This is a genomic window from Gardnerella swidsinskii (genome assembly GCF_003397705.1).
Classification (GTDB): Bacteria; Actinomycetota; Actinomycetes; order Actinomycetales; family Bifidobacteriaceae; genus Bifidobacterium; species Bifidobacterium swidsinskii.
On record NZ_QJVB01000001.1, the window covers coordinates 118,818 to 132,026 of the forward strand.

Sequence of the window (13,209 nt, forward strand, 5' to 3'; positions counted from 1 at the left end):
CATGAATGGTTCCAGTGATATTAGTAAAGCAAATGCTACTTTTGAAGAAAATCGCGTGCTAGATATTGTGTCGTTGTACCCGAAAGACATGAATATTTACGGGGACTACGGGAATGTGCTTACAATTATGCGCCGAGCGGAATTGTATGGCTACGAGCCTGTGCTACGCGAGTACAATGTTGGCGATTTATGGCCAGAACACGTGGATATGATTCTTGGTGGCGGTGGTCAAGATCATGGTCAAAGTAGAGTCACTGAAGATTTATTTGCGCGAGCAGACGCGATTCGTGGGCTTGCAAAAGATGGCGTTCCAATGCTTATGATTTGTGGTCTTTACCAGCTTTTTGGAGAGTATTTTGAAACCGTTGATGGTCAAAAGCTTAAAGGAATTGAAATACTTGGCGAGCATACGGTTGGTCAAGACGTGCGCATGATTGGAAATCTTGTGGAGCATAGTGCCGATTTTGGCGATATTGTGGGATACGAGAACCATTCTGGGCGCACAAGCTTGGAAGATGGCACGCTGCCACTTGGCTCGGTTGATAGTGAAAATTGCGGTAACAATGGCAAAGATCACACGGAAGGAGCGCGCAAATACAATGTTATTGGAACGTATATGCACGGCTCAGTTTTGCCGAAAAATCCGCGTCTGGCTGACTTTTTAATTCGTACCGCTGCACAAAATCGTTACGGCGAATTTTCGCCCAAGCGAACTGATGCCCAGCGCGCGGAGCTTGCGAAACTAGACGAATTAGCAGAGCGCGCTCGCAAAGTGGCCGTAACTCGTCCGCGGTAAATGAGCATAGGCGTATGTATGATTTAGTAAAAATTTGATCAATTATTTTATTCTATGCGCATAGTGTGTATAATCTTTTTATGAGATACAAAGAGATTGAAAAACGTCTTAAGAAAGACGGATGGATACTTTTTGCACAGCGTGGAAGTCATTGCCAATTCGTACATAAAACCAAAACGGGTAAAGTCACAGTGCCTAAACATCCAGGTGATATTAACCCATCGGTTGTTAAGTCAATCTGGCGCCAGGCAGGAATTAGTGAGACAAAGGTGAAATGATGAAATTAGCGTATCCTGTTATTCTTACTCCATACGAAGATAATAGTGGGGGTTTTGTTGCAGAAGTTCCTGATTTGCCAGGGTGTGTAACTGGCGGTAGTAATCTTGCAGATGCTTTGATTATGGCAGAAGACGCAGCAAGCGGATGGGTTCTTACAGAACTAGAAAGTGGCAAGACTGCGCCAAAAGCTAGCGATATTAATGATATTGTTGTAGAAAATCCTAATTCAAAGTTATCTATGGTTGCGCTTGATATGGATTCTTATGCTGCAAAATACGGTTCTCAGTCAGTTCGCAAAAATGTTACTCTTCCAGCTTGGCTTGACACTTGGGCGCAAAAAGCTGGCATCAGCTACAGTGGGACTTTACGCGATGCTTTAGAATCTTTATATGCTAAAGGAGCTGTGAATAAAGCTTAGTTATATTAGAGCTATATTATCTGATTTGTAATGCAATATTGTGCAATCAATTAACACAAAAGCCTGCTGAACTTGCAAAGTGTTGCAAATCAGCAGGCTATTTTGTAGTTTTTGATTCTAGTTTTCGCTTGATTTGGTGAGTGTATTAATCAATCAAACCATACAAGCGGTCGCCAGCGTCGCCAAGACCTGGAACGATATAAGCTTTGTCGTTCAAATGCTCGTCAACAGCGCAAACAACAACCTTAAAATCGATGGAAGGATCAAGTTCCTTCTCCAAGCGCTCTAAGCCTTCTGGGGCTGCCAAAATGTTAATAGCAGTAACATCCTTAGCGCCGCGCTCAGCCAAATAATGCGTAGCGGCAATAAGAGTGCCACCAGTGGCAAGCATTGGGTCAAGAAGGAAGCATTGACGACCGGTCAAATCTTCTGGCAAACGGTTGGCATAAGTGACAATGTCAAGCGTCTGCTCGTCGCGCTTCATGCCAAGGAATCCAACTTCAGCGGTTGGAAGAAGGCGAGTCATGCCATCGAGCATGCCAAGACCAGCGCGCAAAACCGGCACAACCATTGGGCGTGGGCGGTTCAAATGCTTGCCAGTCATCTTGCAAATAGGAGTTTCAATCTCGCGATCGCTAACTTCCAAATTGCGGGTTGCTTCGTATGCTTCGAGGGTTACCAATTCGGAAACCAACTCGCGGAAAATATTAGAAGGTGTATTCTTATCACGCAAAACGGTGAGCTTGTGGTCCACCAGCGGATGATGTAAAACATGAAGATCCATACCTTCTAGGGTAATGCAAGCATGGCATGTTAAGCTATCGGCGTGCCGTTATTTTTGCGCAAAATATAAACAAATGTGAGTAAAAATATATATTTTATCTAAAATTAGCTAGCAAAATCTAAAATATAAAATCTAAAACTTAAAATTCAAGACTCAGAGCAGAAACGATACTGACTTGCGAAAGCGCCTGTCGGCGCAAACGCCGCTCGCAGCGGCAAAAAATGGAGCCCGGGGCTTAAACACAAGCCAGCATCATTTTGAGTATACCTTGTTTTCTGTTTTCACGCGCCGCACAATTTTAATCGCAAATAATTTATTCCAATTTTCCTGCGCGCCATAATTTCGCTCCATGAGCAAAAGATAACGAAAGTGCGTGTATATTTGCGGATATGTGCAAAACTTTTGCAATTTTCTGCGTGCGCATTGTATTTGCTTGCTCATCTAACTTTTTTGTGTAAACTCGCATTCCGCGCGCAATAATCGAAGTAAAAGCTGAAGCGCGGTAAAGAGCTACGGCAAAATCGCCTGTAAAAGCACCAGAAAGAATAGAGTCTGCAAGTTGCGCAATATCTTCTCCGGTAGGAGTGTCGTCAATTCCTGTAATAGCTGAAGCGCTTGTTGTTTCAGGCTCGCCAAGACTCCAGTACTCGGCGTAAGCTTCGCGCTGCTTTCGTAGAGACATGCGCAGTAAGTACAGTCGCCACAACATTCCAGGAAGAGACTCAGCCTCCGCGTGACTCCACAAATCTGCAATAACTTCAATGCCTTCATTTTCAACTAAATTCAGCACGCGTTCAACGATTTCCGGCGACTGCGTTTTATGAACGCGGTTAAGCAAAACTGCAGCGGAAGTGTGGCTAATTTCGTTTACAACCTGCGGATCCGTGCCGCCTTCAATCTGCGCGAGCATTGCAGGATCCATTTGTGCAGGTCGGCTTGGGCGTGAAGCTCCTGTAGGGCTTGGCATAAAAGCAGATCTGCTTGAATGAATAGAACTCGATTGTGAATTTAAACTAGTAGACACTTGGCAGAACCTTTTCAATATCAATAATGCGAGCACCTTTAGGGGTATTAATTATATGCAAAACTATTGCGCTTCCTGTAGGCATGTATGGAGATTTTTGACTGAGTATGCGCTTGTGTGCTCGAGGCTTTGTTATTTCGCGCAAATAATCGAAGAAAGTGCCAATCACTGGGCGGTGCAAGCACATGACGGTTGCGTTGTTGGATGCGATTGCGCTGTTGGCTGTGCTTTCGGTGTTGGCTGTGCTTACATTGCTAGTTTTACTTGTATTTTGTGCGTTACACTCAAGATTTTGTATTTCGTTTATAAGCACAGACAATGTAGATTTTGGTTGTTTCTCGTGATGGTCTTCAGTAAGTTCCGCAACCTGTTCTATTTGAAGTGAAGAGTCGTGTGCAAAAGCCGCAACCGTTTCAACGCAACGCTTCCAAGGTGACGATATGATTTTATTCGGCGCGTAGCAGGCAAGCTCGCGTCCTAGAGCGTATGATGCGGCTGCTCCAAGAGGTGTGATTGGTCGAGTCGCTTCGCTTCCTTGCCAAGTTTTTCGAGACTCAGCTTTTCCGTGACGCACTAGAAGCAACGTGCTGTATTCTGCTTTACCTGCGTGGAGCTTTTCTAAGAAAGCGTCTAGCACTTCACGGTCGCTATCGTGCGTAAGCTTTTTTCGCGCTTGAGAAGGAGTAAGCCATAAAACATTGCCAATTTCAGTAGGTTTTGCTGGCTTAATTGGTCCGAAAGCAGGGAGACGCTTTGCTGCAGTTGGCTTGTCGATTAAGCGCATCATCCAGTAGTGGATTCGCTTTATTACTTCCGGCTGGGAATTGCGATTTTGGCTGTTATTTGATGAGCTGTTCTTGGAAGACTTTTTGCCTTCGCGCTCAAGCGGATACTCTATTTTGGCAATGTGTGGACCTAGCGTGACTGAATATCCTGTTTCTTCTCCAACTTCGCGCACGGCTGTGTGGCGATGCGATTCGTTTGGCTCATTCTTTCCTTTTGGCCAGCTCCAATCGTCATATTTAGGACGGTAGACTAGGCAAAGCTCAAAATCGTCGTCGCTAGACTTTATTGCGCTGATTGGCTTATTTGCATGGTTTGGATTTATTGCATTGCTGTCTGTTTTTGTCTCTTCATCTGCATTTGAGCTGTTTGTAGTATTGCGCTTGCGATAAATAATTCCGCCAGCTGCTTCAACGTATTGCGTCGTTACTGCACTCATATTCACTATTTTAGCGGTTTTCTTTCGCAAATTTTAGTTATGCTTGGTTATTTATTGCAATTCGATTATTTGCTCATTTGGTTAGAGTCAATTTAGTTGCTGATTTTTGTATATTTGCGCTGCTTACGTTTATCATGGCCATGACTGTGATAAAAGTGTTGTGACTGTCATTTTCTCGTTCGTAACAGTGATTTTCGTATATATGACTGTCATTTTTTCGATTTTGAACGTGATTGGCTATATTTTGACAGTGATCTTATGTATTTTGACCGAGATGTGTCGACTTATGACAGTCATTTTGACTTCCGTGACTGTGATACCCCCCCCATTTATGGCTGTGATATCTCACCAATATCGCGCTATCATATCACTTACAACCTCTTTATAATTTCACGCGCCCCGCGTTCATTGCTGTTAATAGCAGCAATGAATGTGTATACAGTTACATTATTAATTCACAATCTTTCTGACAAATCTATTCCTGAAGCATGTTTGCATTCATTTAATATTGTTTCTACTATTTCTGGTACATCTGTCCAAGGAGCGTAGTTTGACTTTTGAGTTACTGAAGGGTGATTTTTTCGCTTTTCTTTTTGCTCTGTTTGCATATGTTGTTTTGCGTTTTTAAAAGCATTCTCATAGTTTCCGGTTAATTTTTCTAATTGAATATGCTTATTTTTATTCCCAGTAGTGTTGTGCAGTAGTCCAAGTTCTTTTGCTTCTTTTTGGCAATCTCGCGTTTCTGTGCAAGAAAGAGGACAGCTTTTTATATGGTCAATAAGCCATACTTCGAAGCAAGGGTTGGAAATTACTAATTTTACTTTCCCGAAAGTTGAATCCGACTTAGATTGAGCTTGCTGAATTTTTTCTCCAAACTCATCAACGTCTGTTACAACCCATACCAGCGTAAAAGGATCGTAGTTTTCTTTTTTTGCTTCTTTGCAGTCTAATCTCTCAAGTTTAATCGCATAATTCGTTAAAGTGAGTGGATCTACGCCCTCTTTTTCTATGTTAATTGATTTATGAATATTCCATGATGTAGCACAATATTTACTTACTTCTGATTTTATATAGCTAAAATACTCAAACTCTGTAACTACACCGCCACAAACAATGAGGAATCTTTTATTTCGTTTCGACTGTTTCTTCGAACGGCCGTGTGATGGAACATGAACCATAGCCCGCTCCTCATGAATACTAGTGTTTTATATTGTTTTGAATACTGGTAGTGTTTTAGCTTCTGTTAGTATTTGTAAGTATTTCCGCAAAAACATCATATAGAGACGGTTGTGGTGCTGAAGCGTATATGTTGTGTTGATAGTTTTTACCAAAGTTTACATTGCGGTTTTCCCATTCCGTAAGTGGATGTAGTGAAGATTCGCCTAATGTATTTTTCTCTATAAACCAAATTTGATCTCTGTCGAGAATAGTTTTGTCGGTTCCAGAATTACTAATAAGACTTAAATCGTGAGTAGTAAAAATTAATTGCGATTGGTTAGGATTCGTTTCTGGATTACTGTAAAGCTTGAGTATTTCAGACACGAATTGCATGCTTAGACTTGTGTCGATTTCATCGATTAGAAGTATGGAATGTTTTGATAATGCATCTATAACGAAAGCAAATAGCAATAATGCTGTTTTAGTTCCTAAAGATTCAAAATCTTCAGGAAGTTGGCAATCTTTTTGACCAGAATGTGTAAACATTAAACGTGAAACACTGAATTTTTGCAATTTTTCAGTGTTTTCAGAAGTGTTATCTGTAAGTTTATTGTTGTCTCCGTCAAGTTCATTAAGAAGATTTGCGAGTCTCGCTAGTTTTTCTGATTGTTTAGCATCTAGCTGTTCGGATTGGACTGTTACACCTTTTAATCCTAAATCTGCATATTTTAGCAACTTGCTAATGTTGGATGCAAAATCTGGATTTTCTTGTAAAACTTTTATCAAATTATTGGAATACCTATCAAAGTCAACTGTTTTGCATTGCTGTGTAGAAGTTATTTCTTCGTATGCAGCTTGCAATGCTTGCACTCCTGATGCTGCAGCTGCAGATAAAAATAATGCGTTGTCTCTTGTAATTTTTTCTACAGTCTTCCCTATGGTTTTTAGGTTTGAGCCAAATCGCATTGGCTTGCCATGCTCTCGTTCAAACAGCACAGTTTTTCTGTTTGTTGTAGAGCGGAAAAGCCATAGTCCTTCTTCAATAATGTAATTATTATTGAAAGTGAACCAATATTTATATCTGTTGTTATCTTTTGCAATAAATTCTATAAAGAATGTTGAAGGTTTATTTTCAGACTCTTTGTTCAAAAGAAAAGGAAGTGCATTTATTTTTGAATTTGAGTTACCGCTTTTGAAGCTTCCTTCCACAAAATTTTTTAGAAATGCTATGCATTTTAACAGATTTGTTTTCCCTGAGGCATTTCCTCCGTAAATGGCTGCAAGAGTTGATACATCTGGATGAGGCCACGAACTGTTTTTTGCATGTACGGTTCTTTGCATGCTGAATTGTTGCGATTGACGAAAACTTAGTGCGTTTTCTACGCTAAAATTAAGCAACATAGTTGCCTCCAGTGTCCAGTTTGCTGTTTGTTTACGAGTAGCATCAAAATTTTTCTGATTATTATCTACTATCTACAGCGATATTCCTTAATATAATAATATCCTAAAATGTCATATTTACAATCTACAAACATTTTTTTGTATAAAATCTACATAAAAGCAGTTGAAAATTTAAAGAATAAGATTATTGTTCTCGCGCGTGTAATTGACTTGTATTAAAACATTGGCAACACTATATTCTCAAACATCCCAAAACTGGCAAATTATGGCGTAAAAAACTTCCTAAAACTGACAAATGGTGCTGTAGAAATTTCGGCTATTGCCGGAAATGCTTGAGATTTAGCCAGATTATAAAGGGTTAATAAACACAACAAGAGCCAGAAACATGTTACTGAATCTGGCTCTTGCTTATTGTTTATTAGTTATTTGCGATTAATTCGCGCCGCGAGGCTTGCGCGTGTGAGTATGAATCAAGTAAGCCTGGCTGTCAACGAGCGGACGGCCTTCCTTATCACGAGAATGCAAGGTATACGTGCCGTCGCCATCCATCCACCACGAAACAGTTGAATCAGCCATTTGCAAATCAATATACTGAATTAATGCTTCAACTTGATCAGGCGCAGTAATGCGAACTAGGGTTTCAACTCGACGATCAAGATTGCGGTGCATTAAATCAGCCGAGCCAATCCACACTTCTGGACCACTTGCAGGACCGTCACCAATCTGCGGGCCACAAGAATTAGCGAACGCGTAAATACGGCTGTGCTCAAGGAATCGACCAAGAATAGAACGAACGCGAATATTCTCACTCAATCCCTCAATGCCAGGCTTCAGTGAGCAAATTCCACGCTCAACAATATCAATCTTCACGCCAGCTTGAGAAGCACGGTATAAAGCGTCGATAGTTTGCTCATCAACTACGGAATTGACCTTAATCTTAATCCACGCTTCCTTGCCAGCAAGAGCTGCGGCTTCCTCGCGGCGAATACGCTGAATAATGCCAGTGCGAACGGTTCGTGGAGCTACAAGTAAGCGATGGAAGCTTGACTTTGGGGCATAACCGGAAAGCTGGTTAAACAAGCGAGTCAAATCCTGTCCGACTACAGGATCGCAAGTAAGCAACCCCAAATCAGTGTAAAGGCGAGCAGTCTTAGGATTGTAATTACCTGTGCCAACGTGGCAGTAGCGACGCAACCCTTCTGCTTCTTGGCGTACCACGAGTGAAAGCTTGCAGTGAGTCTTCAAACCAACAATGCCGTACACAACGTGAACGCCTGCGCGCTCAAGCTTACGAGCCCAAGCAATATTTGCGTCTTCGTCAAATCGTGCCTTAATCTCAACCAGCGCAAGTACCTGTTTGCCAGCGTGAGCTGCGTCAACAAGAGCGTCAATAATTGGCGAATTGCTAGACGTTCGATACAAAGTTTGCTTAATTGCAAGCACTTTTGGATCTGCAGCAGCCTGCGCGAGGAATGCCTGTACAGAAGTAGAGAACGAATCGTAAGGATGATGCAGCAAAATGTCATGCTCGCGAATAGAAGCGAAAATATCTTGAGCGTGGCTAGTTTCAACTTCCGCAATCTGACGGTTCGTAGTAGGAATAAACGGACGATACTTCAAATCTGGGCGGTCAAGCGCCTGCAATTCAAACAATACCGTCATATCAAGCGGCGAAGGCAAGCGATAGACTTCCTCAGGGCTTACGCGAAGTTGATTTGCAAGAAGCTGAGAAAGGAATGGGCTGGCCTCGTTAGAAATTTCCAAACGAATTGGCGGTCCAAAGCGGCGGCGAAGAAGTTCCTTCTCCATAGCGTTAAGCAAGTTTTCTGCATCGTCTTCCTCAACGTCAATATCTTCGTTACGCGTAACGCGGAAAGAGCGAGCTTCCTTAATAATCATTCCTGGGAAAAGTGATTCCAAGTGTGCTGCAATCAGCTTTTCCATAGTGATGAAGCCGTAGCGCTCTTCGCGACCTTCTTCGTCTGTTAAATCGTCAACTGGTACAAGGCGATTCAAATTATCTGGAATTTTTACGCGCGCAAAATGCGACTTTCCAGAATTTGGATTTTCGACGATAACAGCCAAGTTAATAGACTTGCCGGAAATGTATGGGAATGGGTGAGCAGGATCCACTGCAAGAGGCGTAAGAACAGGGAATACTTGCTTTTTGTAGTAATCAGACAAACGTGCTTTTTCTGATTCTGTAAGCTTATCCCAGCTGAGCAACACAATGCGCTGTTTGGCAAGCTCAGGAAGAATGTGCTCAATAACATAGTGAGCGTGCTCATCTTGACGGCGGTGAGTTACTTCACTAATAGCGCGCAATTGCTGACGAGGGCTTAAGCCGGATGCTGCAGTTACTGCTATTCCAGAATCTATTCTGCGCTTTAATCCTGCAACTCGAACCATAAAGAATTCGTCGAGATTTGACGCAAAGATAGCAGCAAAATTAGCGCGTTCAAGAAGTGGCAAATCTGTATTCTGAGCCAACTCGAGCACGCGACGATTGAACTTCAACCAGCTTAATTCTCGGTCGAAGAAACGATCTTTTGGCAACGGTAGCTCACCCTCACGAGCTTCACGCTTTTCTGCCTTTTCATCTTCGGCGATGTGTTCGGCAATTTGACCGCGCAGTATCGCCTTTGAGGGAGCGTCAAAAATTTGTACCATATTCTGTAATTGTATGCGTTGCAAGGGAAGTGCGCGACTGAGTGTCGATTTTATTGCTTGCTTTGCGCTCTAAAAATATCTTGCGACACGCCGGAGTGTGTCTCATGCGAACGTAATTTAACATGATAACCTTTGCATGTTCACAAAATGCCGCAAGAGTTGCGATTTTTCGTGTGCAATTGAACAGTAGTGACAATATGTTAACAAAGGCTAATTTGCTCTTTACTATTAGGCAAAAAACGATGATAATAATAATTACAAAAACAAAAAAGAGATAGCGGTAACCCACAAAAGTGTATGGATATGAAATCCGTGGACGTTGGACGGGATATTTAAGACTTTAACCGTTGCAACGAGGATGTTGTGAAGATGAAACCGCAGATATTGTTTTTGTAGATAAGAGGCTCGCCAAGGTGGCGGGCCTCTTTTGGTGTGAGGGCGATTTTACTATTTACGCAGACTGTCGCGCGTATAAGGGAAACTATCAAAGAATAAATGTTGGAATTCATTTTCTTAGCTTCTTTGAAAATGAGAATATATTGTGTTCCATGCTGTGCTAATCGCAATTGCGAGTTGTTGGACGATTGTTAAGCGACGAGTCGTTATTTATACGCGTGATTACGTGTGTGGAGTTTGAAACAAGTAAGAAGGATCGAAGGACCATGCAACATTCGTTTATGGCAATGTTGGCTGCAGAATTTATTGGCACTGCTATTCTCATGATTTTCGGAAACGGTGCTGTAGCAAACGTTGAATTAAAAAATACTAAAGGACACCATGCTGGCTGGCTAAATATTGCTATGGGCTACGGTTTTGGCGTGATGTTCCCAGTGCTCATGTTTGGCGGAATCTCAGGTGCGCATATCAATCCTGCTATGACAATTGCGCAAGCTGTAAACGGCATGTTCCCGTGGGCTAACGTTGCGCCTTATATTGTAGCTCAGCTTTTAGGCGCGCTGGTTGGTCAGCTTATTGTGTACGTAACTTATTTGCCGCATTACAACGAAACTGAGGAGTCAGAAGCAATTCTTGGCACTTTCTGCACTACGGATGCGTATAACAACAAAATTAACTACCTCCTTAACGAGTTCTTCGGCACGCTTGTGCTTGTTTTAGCTGCACTTTGCTGCCTTACTTCTCCTTGGGGTGAGAAGAATTTGGCTGGCGCTTCAATCGTCGTTGGCTTCGTTGTTTGGGGCTTGGTGACTTCTATGGGTGGTCCAACTGGTCCTGCTTTGAATCCTGCTCGTGATCTTATGCCGCGTTTGCTTCACGCAATTTTGCCAATTCCGCACAAGGGATCTTCTCGCTGGGGTGAAGCGTGGATTCCAGTTATTGCTCCTATTGCCGGCGCAATCTTGGGTGTGGTTATGTATAAGTCGTTATTTGCATAAAACATTTGCTTTTAACTGTGATTGATTGCGGTTTATTGCGATTGTAAGAAGCGCGTAATGCTAGTATGAATGCGTTACGCGCTTTTTATTTTGCAAGCTTATGCTTTGCAAGCTTGTGCTTATTAAGAAAAATATTGGAAAAGATTTTAAGAAAGATTTTAAGAAAGACGAAATCATGTTTTCGAAGTCAACTATTGCAATTGGTCGTTTTGCGCCGACTCCTTCCGGGCGTATGCATATTGGAAACATGGTAGCAATGTTGGCTGCGTGGCTTTCTGCAAAATCGCAGGGTGGCCACATGCTTTTGCGTTTGGAAGATCTTGATATTGCGCGAATGCCGAAAGATGCTAGCGCGCGAGTTATTGACGATTTGAAGTGGGCTGGTCTTGATTGGGTTGGTGAGCCTACTTATCAGCATAAGCGCACTGCAATCTACCAAGAAGCTCTTGATGCGTTAGAATCTTTGCAAGATGCTGACGGAAATTCGTTGATTTACCCGTGTTTTTGCTCGCGTTCCGATATTCGTGCAATCGCAGCTCCGCAAGAAGGCGACGGTTTTATACGCTACCCGGGTACGTGCAGAAATCTGTGCAAAACTGCGGAAGGCTTGGCGCAAATCGAAAGGCGTTTGCAAAATAACCAGCAACATTCTTTGCGACTTGCAGTGCCGTCTGCTGATTCGCTGCAAGCAAATGTGAGTTTTGAAGACGCGATTTTTGGCGCGCAATCGTTTAACATTAATCGCGATTTGGGAGATATGGTGATTCGCCGCGCGGATGGCGTTTTTTCTTATCAGCTTGCGGTTGTTGTTGACGATGTTTTGAGCGGAGTAAATGATATTGTGCGCGGCCGCGATTTGCTTCGTTCGGCAGCGCTTCAAATTTGGATTGGTGAGCTGCTTGAAAAATCGGGATTTTTTGCGGCTTATGGCGTGCACTATGTGCGTCCGCAATTTGCGCATTTACCGCTGATTGATAACGCACAAGGCGAGCGACTTGCAAAAAGTAAGCACTCGCTAGACGTCGGTGCTCTTCGTGAATCTGGCTGGAGTGCCGAGCGCATGATTGGCTATTGCATGTATCTTTTGGGATACAAAAAGCCTGGTCAAAATCAGCCTGTAGATATGAGTGCCGACGATGCGCTTGCGTTATTTAAAAGCCTTGACACGCCGTGGGGTTCTGTTCGCGCAAACCTAGCCGACAAATCCGTGCCCTTCCTCGACTAAACTATGTATTTAGATTGATAGATTGGGGCAATAAATGGCATATATGGCGCAAAAAGATTTAGCGAATACTGAGGTTGATTGTGTTCGTGCGCGTCAAATTGCCGACGGCGTGCACAGCGTGCAAGACGCCATTGCTCAAGCCGAATCGCATTATGGTCGCAAAGCTGAGTCGGTTACGCTACTTGCCGCAACTAAAACGCGAGATGTTGGCGAAATTATGGCAGCGCTTAAAGCTGGGGTGAGAGTAATTGGGGAAAATCGCCCACAAGAAATCGTTGCAAAAGCCGAAATTTTACGCGCGGAAGCTGCTAGAGAAGGTTTAAGCGTTGGTGTAAACGGCGAAATTCCGCTCTACTTAATCGGTCAACTGCAAAGCAATAAAATAAACAAAGTTTTACCACTTGCAAATGGTATTCAGTCGGTTGACGGCATTGAACTTGCGCAAAAGATATCTGCTCGCGCGCAAAATTTGGGACTTTGTGTAGACGTTATGTTGGAAGTGAACGTTTCGGGAGAAGCTACGAAATCGGGGTGCGCGCCAGAACGCGCGATTGACGAAGCGTTCGCTATATCTAGTCTTCCGGCACTTAATTTGCACGGATTTATGACGCTTGGAGCGCGCGTGGATGATGAAACAATAGTGAGAAGCGGTTTCGCAAAATTGCGAGAAATTAGAGATTGTGTGAGTAAACAACTCGTGCAAGATTATGATGGAAGCTCTGTAAAATTAGAGCTTTCGATGGGAATGTCTGGTGATTTTGCGTGGGCGATTGCCGAAGGTTCAACAATGGTCAGAATCGGTTCGGCAATCTTTGGCCCACGCGCATTTGTGTAGTTT

12 protein-coding genes are annotated in these 13,209 nt (G+C 43.0%); 6 read left to right on the plus strand and 6 right to left on the minus strand.

From position 1 onward, the window contains the following. Position 1 precedes the first annotated feature (1 nt). The 3 genes from D0T18_RS00505 (at position 2) to D0T18_RS00515 (ending at position 1,493) form a co-directional block, all read left to right on the plus strand. Complete coding sequence (locus D0T18_RS00505; protein ID WP_004110122.1) at positions 2 to 796, plus strand: type 1 glutamine amidotransferase; 795 nt, start codon at positions 2 to 4, stop codon at positions 794 to 796. An 80-nt stretch (positions 797 to 876) separates the two neighbouring features. Then, a complete protein-coding gene (locus D0T18_RS00510; RefSeq protein WP_032841657.1) occupies positions 877 to 1,074 on the plus strand; it encodes a type II toxin-antitoxin system HicA family toxin in 198 nt (65 codons plus the stop codon). After that, positions 1,074 to 1,493, plus strand: a complete 420-nt coding sequence (locus D0T18_RS00515) for a type II toxin-antitoxin system HicB family antitoxin (protein WP_012913716.1) — start codon at positions 1,074 to 1,076, stop codon at positions 1,491 to 1,493. The genes D0T18_RS00510 and D0T18_RS00515 overlap by 1 nt, the downstream gene beginning before the upstream one ends. A gap of 145 nt (positions 1,494 to 1,638) precedes the next feature. Here D0T18_RS00515 and upp read toward each other — a convergent pair whose 3' ends face one another. The 6 genes from upp to D0T18_RS00545 all read right to left on the minus strand — a co-directional run bounded on the left by upp (position 1,639) and on the right by D0T18_RS00545 (position 9,752). Continuing rightward, entirely contained in the window at positions 1,639 to 2,277 is a 639-nt protein-coding gene (gene upp / locus D0T18_RS00520; protein ID WP_004136544.1) for a uracil phosphoribosyltransferase, read from the minus strand. A 313-nt stretch (positions 2,278 to 2,590) separates the two neighbouring features. Continuing rightward, the gene (locus D0T18_RS00525; protein WP_116440303.1) at positions 2,591 to 3,244 is read right to left on the minus strand and encodes a thymidine phosphorylase; all 654 of its coding nucleotides are present in this window, start codon (positions 3,242 to 3,244) and stop codon (positions 2,591 to 2,593) included. 46 nt (positions 3,245 to 3,290) lie between these two features. Next, a complete protein-coding gene (locus D0T18_RS00530; protein WP_119522355.1) occupies positions 3,291 to 4,523 on the minus strand; it encodes an NUDIX hydrolase in 1,233 nt (410 codons plus the stop codon). Positions 4,524 to 4,978: 455 nt separating this feature from the next. Continuing rightward, positions 4,979 to 5,701, minus strand: coding sequence for an RloB family protein (locus D0T18_RS00535; protein ID WP_004110105.1), 723 nt, complete (start codon positions 5,699 to 5,701; stop codon positions 4,979 to 4,981). Positions 5,702 to 5,756: 55 nt separating this feature from the next. Next, the gene (locus D0T18_RS00540) at positions 5,757 to 7,082 is read right to left on the minus strand and encodes an AAA family ATPase (protein WP_033888543.1); all 1,326 of its coding nucleotides are present in this window, start codon (positions 7,080 to 7,082) and stop codon (positions 5,757 to 5,759) included. Between the two features lie 432 nt (positions 7,083 to 7,514). Next, positions 7,515 to 9,752 carry an RNA degradosome polyphosphate kinase gene (locus D0T18_RS00545; RefSeq protein WP_004110091.1) on the minus strand — a complete coding sequence of 746 codons (2,238 nt, stop codon included), beginning with the start codon at positions 9,750 to 9,752 and terminating at the stop codon, positions 7,515 to 7,517. Positions 9,753 to 10,414: 662 nt separating this feature from the next. Between D0T18_RS00545 and D0T18_RS00550 the strand changes: the two genes are divergently transcribed. From D0T18_RS00550 to D0T18_RS00560, 3 genes are all read left to right on the plus strand, one after another. Continuing rightward, positions 10,415 to 11,146 carry an MIP/aquaporin family protein gene (locus tag D0T18_RS00550; RefSeq protein WP_116440305.1) on the plus strand — a complete coding sequence of 244 codons (732 nt, stop codon included), beginning with the start codon at positions 10,415 to 10,417 and terminating at the stop codon, positions 11,144 to 11,146. A 175-nt stretch (positions 11,147 to 11,321) separates the two neighbouring features. Further along, positions 11,322 to 12,371 (plus strand): glutamyl-Q tRNA(Asp) synthetase, encoded by a 1,050-nt coding sequence (locus D0T18_RS00555; protein WP_032841656.1) that lies wholly within the window; start codon positions 11,322 to 11,324, stop codon positions 12,369 to 12,371. Positions 12,372 to 12,405: 34 nt separating this feature from the next. Further along, positions 12,406 to 13,206, plus strand: coding sequence for a YggS family pyridoxal phosphate-dependent enzyme (locus tag D0T18_RS00560; RefSeq protein ID WP_004110083.1), 801 nt, complete (start codon positions 12,406 to 12,408; stop codon positions 13,204 to 13,206). The last annotated feature ends 3 nt before the right edge of the window (positions 13,207 to 13,209 follow it).